The sequence below is a fragment of the Streptomyces sp. NPDC047043 genome, assembly GCF_040644055.1.
Taxonomy (GTDB): Bacteria; Actinomycetota; Actinomycetes; order Streptomycetales; family Streptomycetaceae; genus Streptomyces.
The window spans coordinates 122,376-138,199 of the sequence record NZ_JBEYVO010000005.1 but is presented as its reverse complement, the minus strand read 5'-3'; the positions used below and the strand labels follow the sequence as shown (position 1 = coordinate 138,199).

Genomic DNA, 15,824 nt, shown 5'->3' with positions numbered 1-15,824 from the left:
CCGGGCCGCGTGCGGTGGCGGCTCCGATGACGCCCGCGGTCCTTCGAGCTTTCCACTCCCGTCACGGTGCGTCCATACGAAGGACGCGATCGCGCCGCCGGCCGTATCCCCTCGTGCCCGTGACACCGGGTGCGGGTGCCCGACCGTCGCACACACGCGCGCGTGGCTACGATGGGCCAGCCGGTGGCCAGCAGGGGCCGTACGGCGACACCGACCCTCGGGAAGGCCATGCTGAACAAGTACGCGCGTGCATTCTTCACGCGTGTCCTCACACCGTTCGCCGCGTTTCTCATCCGCCGGGGCGTCAGCCCCGACGCGGTCACGCTCGTCGGCACCGCCGGCGTGATCGCGGGCGCGCTGGTCTTCTACCCCCGGGGCGAGTTCTTCTGGGGCACGGTCGTGATCACGCTGTTCGTGTTCTCCGACCTCGTCGACGGCAACATGGCCCGCCAGCTCGGCCGCAGCAGCCGCTGGGGCGCCTTCCTGGACTCCACGCTGGACCGGGTGGCCGACAGCGCCATCTTCGGCGGATTCGCCCTGTGGTACGCGGGCAACGGGGACGACAATGTGCTGTGTGCCGTCTCCATCTTCTGTCTGGCGAGCGGCCAGGTGGTGTCGTACACCAAGGCCCGTGGCGAGTCGATCGGACTGCCGGTCGCGGTCAACGGCCTGGTGGAGCGCGCGGAGCGCCTGGTGATCTCGCTGGTCGCGGCCGGCTTCGCGGGCCTGCACAAGTTCGGTGTGCCGGGCATCCAGTACCTGCTGCCCGTGGCCCTGTGGATCGTCGCCGTGGGCAGCCTGGTCACGCTGATCCAGCGGGTCGTCACCGTCCGCCGCGAGTCGGCCGAGGCGGAGGCCGCGGCGGCCGCGCAGGAGAACGCCTCGCAGGGGAGCGAGGCGGCGAAGTGAGCGCCCGGGATCAGCTGACCGACGGCCTGTACGGCCTGGGCTGGAGCACGGTCAAGAAGCTCCCGGAGCCGGTCGCCGTCCGGCTCGGCCGCACCATCGCCGACCTGGCCTGGAAGCGGCGCGGCAAGGGCGTGCAGCGCCTGGAGAGCAACTACGCGCGCGTGGTGCCCGACGCGAGCCCCGAGCGCCTGGCGGAGCTCTCGCGCGCGGGCATGCGCTCGTACCTGCGCTACTGGATGGAGTCCTTCCGGCTCCCGGCCTGGAGCGCCGAGCGCATAAAGGGCGGCTTCGACCCCAAGGACGTCCACTACCTGACCGACGGGATCGCCTCCGACCGGGGCGTCATCCTCGCGCTGCCCCACATGGCCAACTGGGACCTCGCCGGCGCCTGGGTCACCACCAAACTCGAGACGCCGTTCACGACGGTCGCCGAGCGCCTCAAGCCCGAGACGCTCTACGACCGCTTCGTCGCCTACCGCGAGGGCCTCGGCATGGAGGTCCTGCCGCACAGCGGCGGCACCGCGTTCGGCACGCTGGCCCGGCGGCTGCGCGACGGCGGCCTGGTCTGCCTGGTCGCCGAGCGCGACCTGTCGTCCTCGGGCGTCGAGGTGAAGTTCTTCGGTGAGACCACCCGCATGCCCGCGGGCCCCGCCCTGCTGGCCCAGCAGACCGGCGCACTCCTGCTCCCGGTCACGCTCTGGTACGACGAGTCGCCGGTGATGCAGGGACGCGTGCATCCTCCGGTCGAGGTGCCCGAGACAGGTACCCGCGCCGAAAAGACGTCTGTCATGGCACAGGCGCTGGCCGATGCCTACGCCACGGGGATTGCCGACCATCCGGAGGACTGGCACATGCTGCAGCGCTTGTGGCTCAAGGATCTCGACCCCAGTAAGGGGCCCTCGTGAGGATCGGCATCGTCTGCCCGTACTCCTGGGACGTACCGGGTGGCGTCCAGTTCCACATCCGTGACCTTGCCGAGTACTTCATCCGGCTCGGCCACGAGGTCTCCGTGCTCGCCCCCGCCGACGACGACACTCCGCTTCCGCCGTACGTCGTCTCGGCCGGCCGCGCGGTCCCGGTGCCGTACAACGGCTCGGTGGCACGCCTGAACTTCGGCTTCCTCTCGGCCGCCCGGGTCCGCCGCTGGCTGCACGACGGCGAGTTCGACGTCGTCCACATCCACGAGCCGACCTCGCCGTCGCTGGGCCTGCTGACCTGCTGGGCGGCCTCCGGTCCGATCGTGGCGACCTTCCACACCTCCAACCCCCGCTCCCGCGCGATGATCGCCGCGTACGCCATCCTGCAGGCGGCCCTGGAGAAGATCAGCGCGCGCATCGCGGTGAGCGAGTACGCCCGCCGCACGCTCGTCGAGCACCTCGGCGGTGACGCGGTCGTCATCCCGAACGGCGTCGACGTCGACTTCTTCGCGCGGGCCAAGCCCAAGGCGGAGTGGCAGGGCGACACGATCGGCTTCATCGGCCGTATCGACGAACCCCGCAAGGGTCTGCCCGTACTCATGAGCGCCCTGCCGACGATCCTCGCCGAGCGCCCGCAGACCCGGCTGCTGGTCGCCGGACGTGGGGACGAGGAGGAGGCCGTGGAGTCGCTGCCCGCCGAACTGCGCTCGCGCGTCGAGTTCCTCGGCATGGTCAGCGACGAGGACAAGGCCCGCTTCCTGCGCAGCGTCGACCTGTACGTGGCGCCCAACACCGGCGGCGAGAGCTTCGGGATCATCCTCGTCGAGGCCATGTCCGCCGGGGCCCCGGTGCTCGCCTCCGACCTGGACGCCTTCGCCCAGGTGCTCGACCGGGGCGCGGCGGGGGAGCTGTTCCCCAACGAGGACTCCGAGGCGCTGGCAGCGGCGGCGGTACGGCTGCTGGGCGATCCGGAGCGCCGGGCCGAGCTGCGGGAGCGGGGCAGCGCGCACGTACGGCGCTTCGACTGGTCGACGGTCGGGGCGGACATCCTGTCGGTGTACGAGACGGTGACCGACGGGGCGGCTGCGGTCGCCGCGGCGGACGACGAGCGGGGGCCGGGGCTGCGGGCCCGTTTCAAGCTGGCGCGGGACTGAGCTCAACCCCTGGTGACGGCACCGGTAACGTGACCGCCCGTGACCGCAACCCTGATCTGGATCCTCGCCGTCCTCGTCGCGATCGGCCTGTACCTGAGCTGGACGGCGGGGCGGCTGGACCGGCTGCACGCCCGGATCGACGCCGCCCGTGCCGCGCTCGACGCGCAGCTGCTGCGCCGCGCCTCCGTCGCCCAGGAGCTCGCCACCTCCGGCGTCCTCGACCCGGCCGCCTCGATCGTGCTGTACGAGGCGGCGCACGCGGCCCGGCAGGCCGAGGAGGAGCAGCGGGAGGTCGCCGAGAGCGAGCTGAGCCAGGCGCTGCGCGCCGTGTTCGGGGAGACCCAGCAGGTGGAGGCGGTGCGCGAGGCGCCCGGGGGAGACGCGGCGGCCCACGAACTGACCGAGGCCGTACGGCGGGTGCCGATGGCCCGGCGCTTCCACAACGACGCGGTGGGCGCGGCCCGCAGGCTCCGGGAACACCGCAAGGTCCGCTGGTTCCGGCTGGCCGGACACGCCCCCTTCCCGATGGCCTTCGAGATGGACGACGAGCCGCCGACGGCCCTGGTGGACCGGGCCGCCTAGCAGAGTCTTCGCCCGCCGTGGTCCGCAAAAGGATCCACCGGCTTGGCATTGGCCCTTGCAGTGGACTGGCCCACTCCCGTTTCCTCGGTGACTGCAGAAACCCTCTTTCACCGAGTGAGGTCAACCCGTGTCCAGCACGCTCTCCGAAAACCAGGCCCCCGAGACCGGCACCGCGCGCGTGAAGCGCGGCATGGCCGAGCAGCTCAAGGGTGGCGTGATCATGGACGTCGTCACGCCGGAGCAGGCGAAGATCGCCGAGGACGCGGGCGCCGTCGCCGTCATGGCCCTGGAGCGGGTCCCCGCCGACATCCGCAAGGACGGCGGCGTGGCCCGGATGTCCGACCCGGACATGATCGAGGGCATCATCGAGGCCGTCTCGATCCCGGTGATGGCCAAGTCCCGCATCGGCCACTTCGTCGAGGCCCAGGTCCTGCAGTCCCTCGGCGTCGACTACATCGACGAGTCCGAGGTCCTCACCCCGGCCGACGAGGTCAACCACTCCGACAAGTGGGCCTTCACGACCCCCTTCGTCTGCGGCGCCACCAACCTCGGTGAGGCCCTGCGCCGTATCGCCGAGGGCGCGGCGATGATCCGCTCCAAGGGCGAGGCCGGCACCGGCAACGTCGTCGAGGCCGTCCGCCACCTGCGCCAGATCAAGAACGAGATCGCCCGCCTGCGCGGCTACGACAACAACGAGCTGTACGCCGCCGCCAAGGAGCTGCGCGCCCCGTACGAGCTGGTCCGCGAGGTCGCCGAGCTCGGCAAGCTCCCGGTCGTGCTCTTCTCCGCCGGTGGTGTCGCCACCCCGGCCGACGCCGCGCTGATGCGCCAGCTCGGCGCCGAGGGCGTCTTCGTCGGCTCCGGCATCTTCAAGTCCGGCGACCCGGCCAAGCGCGCCGCCGCCATCGTGAAGGCGACCACCTTCTACGACGACCCCAAGATCATCGCGGACGCGTCCCGCAACCTCGGCGAGGCCATGGTCGGCATCAACTGCGACACCCTCCCCGAGACCGAGCGCTACGCCAACCGCGGCTGGTAAGGCACCGGATCACATGAACGCCCCTGTCATAGGCGTCCTGGCCCTCCAGGGCGACGTACGGGAGCACCTCGTCGCCCTGGCCGCGGCCGACGCCGTGGCCAGGCCGGTCAGGCGCCCCGAGGAACTCGCCGAGGTGGACGGCCTCGTCATCCCCGGCGGCGAGTCCACCACCATCTCCAAGCTGGCCGTCCTGTTCGGCGTGATGGAACCGCTACGCGCGCGCGTGCGGGACGGCATGCCCGTCTACGGCACCTGCGCCGGCATGATCATGCTCGCCGACAAGATCCTCGACCCGCGCTCGGGCCAGGAGACCATCGGCGGCATCGACATGATCGTGCGCCGCAACGCCTTCGGGCGTCAGAACGAGTCCTTCGAAGCGACGGTCGACGTCAGGGGAATCGCGGGCGATCCTGTAGAGGGCGTGTTCATCCGCGCCCCCTGGGTCGAGTCCGTGGGCGCCGAGGCCGAGGTGCTCGCCGAGCACGACGGCCACATCGTCGCGGTCCGCCAGGGCTACGCGCTCGCCACGTCGTTCCACCCGGAACTGACCGGCGACCACCGCGTGCACTCCCTGTTCGTCGACATGGTGCGCGCGAACCGGGCAGCGGAGTCCTTGTAGGATCTCTGGCGTTCGTTCATAGATGGGTTACGCGAAGGAGACAGGCAGATGTCCGGCCACTCTAAATGGGCCACGACGAAGCACAAGAAGGCCGTGATCGACGCCAAGCGCGGCAAGCTCTTCGCGAAGCTGATCAAGAACATCGAGGTCGCTGCGCGCATGGGCGGCGTCGACCTCGAAGGCAATCCGACGCTGTACGACGCCGTGCAGAAGGCCAAGAAGCAGTCGGTGCCGAACAAGAACATCGATTCCGCGATCAAGCGCGGTGGCGGTCTCGAGGCCGGTGGCGCGGACTACGAGACGATCATGTACGAGGGCTACGGCCCGAACGGCGTCGCGGTGCTCATCGAGTGCCTCACCGACAACCGCAACCGCGCCGCCTCCGACGTCCGCGTCGCCATGACCCGCAACGGCGGCAACATGGCCGACCCGGGCTCCGTTTCGTACATGTTCAGCCGCAAGGGCGTCGTCATCGTCCCCAAGGGCGAGCTGAACGAGGACGACGTCCTTGATGCCGTCCTGGACGCGGGCGCCGAGGAGGTCAACGACCTCGGCGAGACCTTCGAGGTCATCAGCGAGGCCACCGACCTGGTCGCGGTGCGCACCGCGCTCCAGGAGGCCGGCATCGACTACGACTCCGCCGAGTCCAGCTTCGTGCCGTCCGTCCAGGTCGAGCTGGACGAGGAGGGCGCCAAGAAGATCTTCAAGCTGATCGACGCCCTCGAGGACAGCGACGACGTGCAGAACGTCTTCGCCAACTTCGACGTCAGCGACGAGATCATGGAGAAGGTCGACGCGTAACGCTGCCGCGAGCTGAGCGGACACAGCGGCTCAACGGGCCGACGGGACACACCCGTCGGCCCGTCGCCATGTCGGCCGTTGTCGGTGGCACCGGATAGCCTGCACAAACAGGCGATCGAAGGAGGGGGCGCGGTGCGCGTACTCGGGGTGGACCCCGGGCTGACCCGATGCGGTGTCGGTGTCGTCGAGGGAGTCGCGGGCCGGCCGCTGACGATGCGCGGCGTCGGCGTCGTACGCACGCCCGTGGACGCCGACTTGGGGCAGCGCCTCGTGGCCATCGAGCAGGGCATCGAGGCATGGCTGGACGAGCACCGGCCCGAATTCGTCGCCGTGGAGCGGGTGTTCAGCCAGCACAACGTCCGTACGGTGATGGGCACCGCCCAGGCCAGCGCGGTCGCCATGCTCTGTGCCGCCCGCCGCGGCATCCCCGTCGCCCTGCACACCCCCAGCGAGGTCAAGGCCGCCGTCACCGGCAGCGGCCGCGCCGACAAGGCCCAGGTCGGCGCCATGGTCACCCGCCTGCTCCGGCTCGACGCACCCCCGAAACCGGCCGACGCCGCCGACGCCCTCGCGCTCGCCATCTGCCACATCTGGCGCGCCCCCGCGCAGAACCGACTCCAGCAGGCGGTCGCCCTGCACACCGCCAAAGCAACGAAAGGCCGTACGGCATGATCGCCTTCGTGAGCGGCACGATCGCCGCACTCGCCCCCGACGCCGCCGTCGTCGAGGTCGGCGGTGTCGGCATGGCCGTGCAGTGCACGCCGAACACGCTGTCCACGCTCCGCCTGGGCCAGTCGGCCAAGCTCGCCACCTCCCTTGTCGTACGGGAGGATTCGCTGACCCTGTACGGCTTCGTGGACGACGACGAGCGTCAGGTCTTCGAACTGCTGCAGACCGCCAGCGGAGTCGGCCCGCGGCTGGCGCAGGCGATGCTGGCCGTGCACACCCCGGACGCCCTGCGCAGGGCGGTGGCCACCAGCGACGAGAAGGCGCTGATCGCCGTCCCCGGCATCGGCAAGAAGGGCGCCCAGAAGCTGCTCCTGGAGCTGAGGGACCGCCTCGGCGAGCCCATCGGCGCACCCGTGGTGGGCGCACCGATCACCCAGGGCTGGCGCGACCAGCTGCACGCCGCCCTGATCGGCCTCGGGTACGCCACCCGGGAGGCCGACGAGGCGGTGTCCGCCGTGGCACCGCAGGCGGAGGCGGCCCAAGGCACGCCGCAGGTCGGCCAGTTGCTGAAGGCGGCCCTGCAGACTCTGAACAGAGCCCGCTGACCACGGCCCGCCGAACCACCCGCGCCCCCACGAGACCCGAGGCACACTCAATGAACTGGGACGACACGACCGACACCCCCGCCCCCGAGCGGCTGGTGGGCCCTGTCGCCGACCGTGAGGACCAGGCCGTCGAGGCCGCCCTGCGCCCCAAGGACCTGGACGAGTTCATCGGCCAGGAGAAGGTCCGCGAGCAGCTCGACCTGGTGCTGCGCGCCGCACGCGCGCGTGGCGCCACCGCCGACCACGTGCTGCTCTCCGGCGCCCCCGGCCTCGGCAAGACCACCCTCTCGATGATCATCGCGGCCGAGATGGGCGCCCCGATCCGCATCACCTCCGGCCCCGCCATCCAGCACGCCGGCGACCTCGCGGCGATCCTCTCCTCCCTCCAGGAGGGCGAGGTCCTCTTCCTCGACGAGATCCACCGCATGTCTCGGCCCGCCGAGGAGATGCTGTACATGGCGATGGAGGACTTCCGCGTCGACGTCATCGTCGGCAAGGGCCCCGGCGCCACCGCCATCCCGCTCGAACTGCCCCCGTTCACCCTGGTCGGCGCCACCACGCGCGCGGGCCTGCTGCCGCCCCCGCTGCGCGACCGCTTCGGCTTCACCGCGCACATGGAGTTCTACGAGCCCGCCGAACTGGAGCGCGTCATCCACCGCTCTGCGAACTTGCTCGACGTCGAGATCGAGGCCGACGGCGCCGCCGAGATCGCCGGCCGCTCCCGCGGCACGCCCCGTATCGCCAACCGTCTGCTGCGCCGGGTCCGCGACTACGCGCAGGTCAAGGCCGACGGGCTGATCACGCGCGAGATCGCGGCTGCCGCACTGAAGGTCTACGAAGTCGACGCCCGCGGCCTCGACCGCCTCGACCGCGGTGTCCTGGAGGCTTTGCTCAAGCTTTTCGGTGGCGGTCCCGTCGGCCTGTCCACTCTCGCCGTCGCGGTGGGGGAGGAGCGCGAGACCGTCGAAGAGGTGGCCGAGCCCTTCCTCGTACGGGAGGGGCTGCTGGCCCGGACTCCGCGCGGCCGGGTCGCCACGCCTGCCGCTTGGGCGCACCTCGGCCTCACCCCGCCCCGCTCGGCCACTGCGGGAAACGGACAACAGGACCTGTTCGGGACGTGATGCCTTTGTGACGGCGCGGGCATTGGCCGGGTCAGGAACCCAGGTGCCATGCTGAGCGTTGTTCCATGCGCGCGGACTCGCTTAGACTCCGCCGATGCCGCCTTTGTCGGCGGTATACATACCCCCAATCCATGAGGCCGCTCTCCATCGCGGTCGTGCGAAGGAAATTCCGTCCCGTGAATAACATCGGCATGCTCCTCCCGTTCATCGTGCTCATCGGGGCCATGTTCCTCATGACCCGCTCGGCCAAGCGCAAGCAGCAGCAGGCCGCGACGATGCGCAACGAGATGCAGCCCGGCAGCGGCGTCCGCACGATCGGGGGCATGTACGCGACGGTCAAGGAGGTCAACGAGGACACGGTCCTCCTCGACGCCGGTCCGGGCGTCGAGCTCCTCTTCGCGAAGAACGCCATCGGTGCCGTCCTCACCGACGACGAGTACAACCGCATCGTCCACGGCATCGAGCACGACCTGAAGTCCGACACCGACGTGGTCCCGGACGACGCCTCCTCCCTCACCGAGACCGACGACTCCGCCGACGAAGCTGCCGCCGCCTCCGACGACAAGTCCGTCGACCTCGGCAAGAAGGACGCGCCCGAGGAGCCGGTCGACGACATCGCGGCCGCCGACACCGTGGCCGCCGAGGCGAAGTCGGACGAAGAGCCGAAGAAGACCGACGGCGACTCCGAGGCGAAGTAGTCACGTCCCGGGGAGCGCGGCCGACCTCGCGCACCCCGGGACGCTGGCGTCTCGCACACGGGGATCCCGACACCATGTCATGGCCGACACCGCGCTGAACCCGGCGCGGAGCGGCCCGAGAGGGAGTACGAGAAGGTGGCAGCACCTAAGAGGGGCCGGAGCGCGAGTGCCCAGAGCAAGCCAGGACGCTCGCTGGCCCTCATCCTGATCGCCATCGTGGCGCTCACCGGAGGAATGTTCGCCTCGGGGCACACCACTCCGCGTCTCGGCATCGACCTGGCCGGTGGTACGAGCATCACGCTCCGGGCGGTCGCAGAGCCGGGCCAGGAGTCCGCGATCAACAAGACCAACATGGACACCGCGGTCGACATCATGAACCGCCGTGTCAATGGTCTTGGTGTCTCGGAGGCCGAGGTTCAGACCCAGGGCAACAAGAACATCATCGTCAACATCCCCAAGGGCACGAACTCCAAGGAGGCGCGGCAGCAGGTAGGCACCACCGCCAAGCTGTACTTCCGCCCGGTGCTCGCCACCGAGGTCTCCGGCGGCGCCGCGACGGCGAGCCCGTCGCCGAGCGCCTCCAGCAGCGCCTCGGGCAAGGCCACCGGCAAGGCGACGGAGAAGGCCACCGACAAGTCGACCGCGTCCTCCTCCGCGACGCCCTCGGCCACCGCCACCTCGCAGGGCCGCGCCGTCACGGACGCCCTGAAGGCCGACTCGTCGCCGAGCGCCACCGCCTCCTCCAGCGCGAAGGCCTCCTCGAGCGCCTCCCCGTCCGCGAGCAGCTCCGCGAGCGCCGCCGCCAGCAAGCTCGAGGCGCAGTACGCCGCCCTCGACTGCACCAGCAAGGCGCAGCGCGCCAAGGCCGGCAAGGGTTACAAGCCCACGGACGCCACCATCGCCTGCGGCAACTCCTCGGGCCAGTGGCAGAAGTACATCCTCGGCCCCGCCGCGGTCGACGGCACGGACGTGAAGAAGGCCCAGGCCGTCTTCAACACGCAGACCGCCGCCGGCTGGACCGTCACCATGGACTTCACCGGCAAGGGCACCAAGAAGTTCGGCGACATCACCGGCCAGCTGGCGCAGAAGACGCAGCCGCAGAACCAGTTCGCCATCGTCCTCGACGGCGACGTGGTCTCCGACCCGTCCGTCAGCCAGGCGCTGACCGGCGGCAGCGCGGAGATCTCCGGCAGCTTCACGCAGGAGGAGGCGCAGAGCCTCGCCAACATGCTGTCGTACGGCGCCCTGCCGCTGACCTTCAAGGAGGACAGCGTCACCACGGTGACCGCCGCACTCGGCGGCGAGCAGCTGCACGCCGGTCTGATCGCGGGCGCGATCGGCCTCGGTCTTGTCGTGATCTACCTGCTGCTCTTCTACCGGGGCCTGTCGGTCATCGCGATCCCCTCGCTGATCGTCTCCGCGATCCTCACGTACGTGATCATGGCACTGCTCGGCCCGGCCATCGGCTTCGCGCTGAACCTGCCGGCCGTCTGCGGTGCGATCGTCGCCATCGGTATCACCGCGGACTCGTTCATCGTGTTCTTCGAACGCATCCGGGACGAGATCCGTGAGGGCCGCTCGCTGCGCCCCGCCGTCGAGCGGGCCTGGCCGCGCGCCCGGCGCACCATCCTGGTCTCCGACTTCGTGTCGTTCCTCGCCGCGGCGGTGCTGTTCATCGTCACCGTCGGCAAGGTCCAGGGCTTCGCGTTCACGCTCGGTCTGACCACCGTGCTCGACGTGGTCGTGGTCTTCCTGTTCACCAAGCCGCTGATGACGATCCTCGCCCGCCGGAAGTTCTTCGCGCAGGGCCACAAGTGGTCCGGCCTCGACCCGAAGGCCCTCGGCGCCAAGCCACCGCTGCGCCGCACCCGCCGTCCCGCCCCCGTCGACCCGAAGGAGGCGTGAGATGTCGAAACTCGGCAGCCTCGGCGCCCGACTGCACCGCGGCGAGGTCGGCTACGACTTCGTCGGCAACCGCAAGATCTGGTACGGCATCTCGATCCTGATCACCATCACGGCCATCGTCGGCCTGGCGGTGCGTGGCCTGAACATGGGCATCGAGTTCCAGGGCGGCGCCGTCTTCACCACCCCGAAGCACATGACCACCTCGGTCGCCGCGGCCGAGGGGTACGCGGAGGACGCGTCCGGTCACGACGCGATCGTCCAGAAGCTCGGCGACGGCAGCCTGCGCATCCAGATCGCGGGCATCGACACCGACAAGTCCGACACGATCAAGGACAAGCTCGCCGGCGACCTGAAGGTCAACACCGAGAACATCAACGCCGACCTGGTCGGCCCCAGCTGGGGTGAGCAGATCGCCAGCAAGGCCTGGCAGGGCCTGGCGATCTTCATGGTCCTGGTCGTGATCTACCTGGCGATCGCCTTCGAGTGGCGCATGGCGGTCGCGGCCCTCGTCGCGCTGATCCACGACATCACCATCACGACCGGCATCTACGCCCTCGTCGGCTTCGAGGTCACGCCGGGCACGGTGATCGGTCTGCTCACGATCCTCGGTTACTCGCTCTACGACACGGTCGTCGTCTTCGACAGCCTCAAGGAGCAGACGAAGGACATCACCAAGCAGACCCGCTGGACGTACAGCGACGTCGCCAACCGCTCGATCAACAGCACGCTGATGCGGTCCATCAACACGACCGTGGTGGCGCTGCTGCCGGTCGGCGGCCTGCTGTTCATCGGTGGCGGCATCCTCGGCGCCGGCATGCTCAACGACATCTCGCTGTCGCTGTTCGTCGGCCTGGCGGCCGGTGCGTACTCCTCGATCTTCATCGCCACGCCGCTCGTCGCCGACCTCAAGGAGCGCGAGCCGCAGATGAAGGCCCTCAGGAAGCGCGTGCTCGCCAAGCGCGCCCAGGCCGCCGCGCAGGGCGAGACGCCCGAGCCGGAGCCCGCGGACGAGCAGTACGCCGACGAGCCCGAGGACGCGGCGGCCGCGGTCGTCGGCCCGCGCAACCAGCCCGCGTCCCGCAACCGGGGCCGTGGCCGTCCGTCCGGGAAGCGCCGATGACCGGCATCGAGGAGCTGCTGCTCAGCCGCATCCGTGACGTGGCGGACTACCCGGAGCCGGGCGTGATGTTCAAGGACATCACCCCGCTCCTGGCGGACCCGGCGGCGTTCACGGCGCTCACGGACGCGCTGTCCGAGATCGCCGCGAGCACCGGTGCCACCAAGGTCGTCGGCCTGGAGGCCCGGGGCTTCATCCTCGGCGCCCCGGTCGCCGTCCGCGCCGGCCTCGGCTTCATCCCCGTGCGCAAGGCGGGCAAGCTCCCCGGAGCGACCCTGGGCCAGGTGTACGACCTGGAGTACGGCTCCGCGGAGATCGAGGTGCACGCCGAGGACCTGACCGCCGACGACCGCATCCTGATCGTCGACGACGTCCTCGCCACCGGCGGTACCGCCGAGGCTTCGATCCAGCTGATCCGCCGGGCCGGAGCCGAGGTCGCGGGCCTCGCCGTCCTGATGGAACTCGGCTTCCTCGGCGGCCGAGCCCGCCTGGAACCGGCACTCGCGGGAGCTCCACTGGAGGCCCTGCTCATCGTCTGACGACGAGCGCCCCAGCCACGACGAACGGCTGTTCCCGACTTCCCGGGACGGCCGTTCTCGGCATTCCGGGCCGGTTTTCTTGGGGCCGCCTCGGCTTCTTGGGACGCGCGACGCCCGACGCCCGGCACCCGTTCTCGCATCACCGGCCCTGCGGAGCGGCACCTTCCGCCGGCCGTGGCACTCGGACACCGGCGCCTCGCGCGAGCTTCCGTCCCGCGCCCCACGCATGCACCCGGCGCGCTCCCCGCCCGAGGCTGCCTTGCCGGAGCACGCTCGCACCCGAGCCGGAGGCCGCCGTCGCACCCCCGCCCCGCCCCCCACGCAAACCCCCAGCCACCCCAAAGCCACCCCCGGATCACCCCCGAGCCACCCCCAAGGAATCCGGCGGCAGCCCCTCGTGTTTCTTCGGTAGACGGCCCTCACATTGGCCTGAAGGCGATCCTGCGGCCCAGGATCGCTACCATGGGGTCTCCGGAGCCTGACCGGGGGACCCGGATCGCGCACGAGGAGTCCTCTTGCCAGACGAGGCCCAGCACCTGACCGCCGCCAAGCCCGAGTCCGCCTCGGCAGCAGCGGCCAAGCCCGCGCCGACCACGCCGCACGCGAAGAACGACGCCCGTGGGCCGGTCGAGCACGCCCAGTCCGCGCCCGTCGACAAGTCGGCCGAGCAGTCGCGCCCCAAGCCCGCGCCACCCGAGCGGCCCATGTCGTCCCCCGCTCCCGACTCCGCTCGAGCGGGGGGATCCCCGTCCCCCGCGGTCCGTCCGAACACCGGCCAGCCCGCCCGCTCCGGCTCCTCCAACCGCGTCCGCGCCCGCCTCGCCCGCCTCGGCGTCCAGCGCTCCAACCCGTACAACCCGGTCCTGGAGCCCCTGCTGCGGATAGTGCGCAGCAACGACCCGAAGATCGAGACGGCGACGCTGCGCCAGATAGAGAAGGCCTACCAGGTCGCCGAGCGCTGGCACCGCGGCCAGAAGCGCAAGAGCGGCGACCCGTACATCACGCACCCGCTCGCCGTGACCACGATCCTGGCCGAGCTGGGCATGGATCCGGCCACCCTCATGGCCGGGCTGCTCCACGACACCGTCGAGGACACCGAGTACGGCCTGGACCAGTTGCGCCGCGACTTCGGCGACTCGGTCGCCCTGCTCGTCGACGGCGTCACCAAGCTGGACAAGGTCAAGTTCGGCGAGGCCGCGCAGGCGGAGACCGTACGCAAGATGGTCGTGGCGATGGCCAAGGACCCGCGCGTTCTGGTCATCAAGCTCGCCGACCGCCTGCACAACATGCGCACCATGCGCTACCTCAAGCGCGAGAAGCAGGAGAAGAAGGCGCGCGAGACCCTCGAGATCTACGCGCCGCTCGCCCACCGGCTGGGCATGAACACCATCAAGTGGGAGCTGGAGGACCTCGCCTTCGCGATCCTCTACCCCAAGATGTACGACGAGATCGTACGGCTGGTGGCCGAGCGGGCACCGAAGCGTGACGAGTACCTGGCCATAGTGACCGACGAGGTGCAGCAGGACCTGCGCGCGGCTCGCATCAAGGCGACCGTCACCGGCCGTCCGAAGCACTACTACAGCGTCTACCAGAAGATGATCGTCCGCGGCCGTGACTTCGCGGAGATCTACGACCTGGTGGGTATTCGCGTACTGGTCGACACGGTCCGCGACTGTTACGCCGCCCTCGGCACCGTGCACGCGCGATGGAACCCGGTCCCCGGCCGGTTCAAGGACTACATCGCGATGCCCAAGTTCAACATGTACCAGTCGCTGCACACGACGGTCATCGGCCCCAACGGCAAGCCCGTCGAGCTGCAGATCCGCACCTTCGACATGCACCGCCGCGCCGAGTACGGCATCGCCGCGCACTGGAAGTACAAGCAGGAGGCCGTGGCCGGCGCCTCCAAGGTGCGCTCGGACGCGCCGAAGGGCGGCGGCAAGGACGACCACCTCAACGACATGGCGTGGCTGCGCCAGCTCCTGGACTGGCAGAAGGAGACCGAGGACCCGGGCGAGTTCCTGGAGTCCCTGCGCTTCGACCTGTCGCGCAACGAGGTCTTCGTCTTCACTCCGAAGGGCGACGTCATAGCGCTCCCGGCCGGGGCCACCCCGGTGGACTTCGCGTACGCGGTCCACACCGAGGTCGGCCACCGGACCATAGGAGCACGGGTCAACGGCCGCCTCGTACCGCTCGAATCCACCCTGGACAACGGCGACTTGGTGGAGGTCTTCACCTCCAAGGCGGCCGGAGCGGGCCCCTCCCGCGACTGGCTGGGCTTCGTGAAGTCGCCGCGCGCCCGCAACAAGATCCGGGCCTGGTTCTCCAAGGAGCGCCGCGACGAGGCCATCGAGCAGGGCAAGGACGCCATCGTCCGCGCGATGCGCAAGCAGAACCTGCCGATCCAGCGCATCCTCACCGGCGACTCCCTGGTCACGCTCGCGCACGAGATGCGCTACCCGGACATCTCCGCGCTGTACGCGGCGATCGGCGAAGGCCACGTCTCCGCACAGAACGTCGTGCAGAAGCTCGTCTCGGCGCTCGGCGGCGAGGAGGCGGCCACCGAGGAGATCGACGAGTCGGTCCCGCCGACCCGCAGCCGCAGCCGCAAGCGCCGCTCCAGCGCCGACCCGGGCGTCATCGTCAAGGGCGTCGAGGACGTGTGGGTCAAGCTGGCCCGCTGCTGCACCCCGGTCCCCGGCGACCCCATCATCGGTTTCGTCACGCGCGGTAGCGGCGTATCGGTTCACCGCAGCGACTGCGTCAACGTGGAGTCACTGTCCCGCGAGCCCGAGCGCATCCTCGAGGTCGAGTGGGCGCCCACCCAGTCCTCGGTCTTCCTGGTCGCCATCCAGGTCGAGGCCCTGGACCGCTCCCGGCTCCTCTCGGACGTCACCCGCGTCCTGTCCGACCAGCACGTCAACATCCTCTCGGCGGCCGTGCAGACGTCCCGCGACCGGGTCGCCACGTCACGGTTCACCTTCGAGATGGGCGACCCGAAGCATCTCGGCCACGTCCTGAAGGCCGTCCGGGGTGTCGAGGGCGTCTACGACGTGTACCGCGTGACGTCGGCGCGCAACAGGACGTAGCGCATACGTCGTAGCACATACGACGAAGAGGGCCCCGCACGGGTAGTGCGGGGCCCTCTT

General features: G+C 70.2%; 15 protein-coding genes. All 15 read left to right on the top strand.

All coding sequences use genetic code 11. From position 1 onward, the window contains the following. Window positions 1-171 precede the first annotated feature (171 nt). Complete coding sequence (gene pgsA, locus ABZ880_RS09645; RefSeq protein WP_361259945.1) at window positions 172-909, top strand: phosphatidylinositol phosphate synthase; 738 nt, start codon at window positions 172-174, stop codon at window positions 907-909. Further along, a complete protein-coding gene (locus ABZ880_RS09640; RefSeq protein WP_361259558.1) occupies window positions 906-1,814 on the top strand; it encodes a phosphatidylinositol mannoside acyltransferase in 909 nt (302 codons plus the stop codon). The genes pgsA and ABZ880_RS09640 overlap by 4 nt, the downstream gene beginning before the upstream one ends. Beyond that, entirely contained in the window at window positions 1,811-2,980 is a 1,170-nt protein-coding gene (locus ABZ880_RS09635; RefSeq protein ID WP_361259557.1) for a glycosyltransferase family 4 protein, read from the top strand. Before ABZ880_RS09640 ends, ABZ880_RS09635 begins: the two co-directional genes overlap by 4 nt. A gap of 39 nt (window positions 2,981-3,019) precedes the next feature. Continuing rightward, window positions 3,020-3,562, top strand: a complete 543-nt coding sequence (locus ABZ880_RS09630; RefSeq protein ID WP_361259556.1) for a hypothetical protein — start codon at window positions 3,020-3,022, stop codon at window positions 3,560-3,562. A 127-nt stretch (window positions 3,563-3,689) separates the two neighbouring features. Beyond that, window positions 3,690-4,601 (top strand): pyridoxal 5'-phosphate synthase lyase subunit PdxS, encoded by a 912-nt coding sequence (pdxS, locus tag ABZ880_RS09625; protein WP_361259554.1) that lies wholly within the window; start codon window positions 3,690-3,692, stop codon window positions 4,599-4,601. Between the two features lie 13 nt (window positions 4,602-4,614). Next, a complete protein-coding gene (pdxT, locus tag ABZ880_RS09620; protein WP_361259552.1) occupies window positions 4,615-5,220 on the top strand; it encodes a pyridoxal 5'-phosphate synthase glutaminase subunit PdxT in 606 nt (201 codons plus the stop codon). A 48-nt stretch (window positions 5,221-5,268) separates the two neighbouring features. Beyond that, on the top strand, window positions 5,269-6,021 hold the full coding sequence (locus ABZ880_RS09615) for a YebC/PmpR family DNA-binding transcriptional regulator (protein ID WP_361259550.1): 753 nt from the start codon (window positions 5,269-5,271) through the stop codon (window positions 6,019-6,021). Between the two features lie 132 nt (window positions 6,022-6,153). Continuing rightward, a complete protein-coding gene (gene ruvC, locus ABZ880_RS09610) occupies window positions 6,154-6,693 on the top strand; it encodes a crossover junction endodeoxyribonuclease RuvC (protein ID WP_361259549.1) in 540 nt (179 codons plus the stop codon). Beyond that, window positions 6,690-7,295: a Holliday junction branch migration protein RuvA gene (ruvA, locus tag ABZ880_RS09605; protein WP_361259547.1), complete on the top strand. Its 606-nt coding sequence runs from the start codon at window positions 6,690-6,692 to the stop codon at window positions 7,293-7,295. Before ruvC ends, ruvA begins: the two co-directional genes overlap by 4 nt. A gap of 50 nt (window positions 7,296-7,345) precedes the next feature. Next, complete coding sequence (ruvB, locus tag ABZ880_RS09600; RefSeq protein ID WP_361259545.1) at window positions 7,346-8,416, top strand: Holliday junction branch migration DNA helicase RuvB; 1,071 nt, start codon at window positions 7,346-7,348, stop codon at window positions 8,414-8,416. 191 nt (window positions 8,417-8,607) lie between these two features. Next, window positions 8,608-9,114, top strand: a complete 507-nt coding sequence (yajC, locus tag ABZ880_RS09595; protein WP_361259943.1) for a preprotein translocase subunit YajC — start codon at window positions 8,608-8,610, stop codon at window positions 9,112-9,114. Between the two features lie 135 nt (window positions 9,115-9,249). Then, window positions 9,250-11,019 (top strand): protein translocase subunit SecD, encoded by a 1,770-nt coding sequence (secD, locus tag ABZ880_RS09590; RefSeq protein WP_361259543.1) that lies wholly within the window; start codon window positions 9,250-9,252, stop codon window positions 11,017-11,019. Between the two features lies 1 nt (window position 11,020). Next, window positions 11,021-12,139, top strand: a complete 1,119-nt coding sequence (gene secF / locus ABZ880_RS09585; protein WP_361259541.1) for a protein translocase subunit SecF — start codon at window positions 11,021-11,023, stop codon at window positions 12,137-12,139. Next, complete coding sequence (locus ABZ880_RS09580; protein WP_361259539.1) at window positions 12,136-12,675, top strand: adenine phosphoribosyltransferase; 540 nt, start codon at window positions 12,136-12,138, stop codon at window positions 12,673-12,675. The genes secF and ABZ880_RS09580 overlap by 4 nt, the downstream gene beginning before the upstream one ends. 515 nt (window positions 12,676-13,190) lie before the next feature. Then, entirely contained in the window at window positions 13,191-15,764 is a 2,574-nt protein-coding gene (locus ABZ880_RS09575) for a RelA/SpoT family protein (protein ID WP_361259538.1), read from the top strand. The last annotated feature ends 60 nt before the right edge of the window (window positions 15,765-15,824 follow it).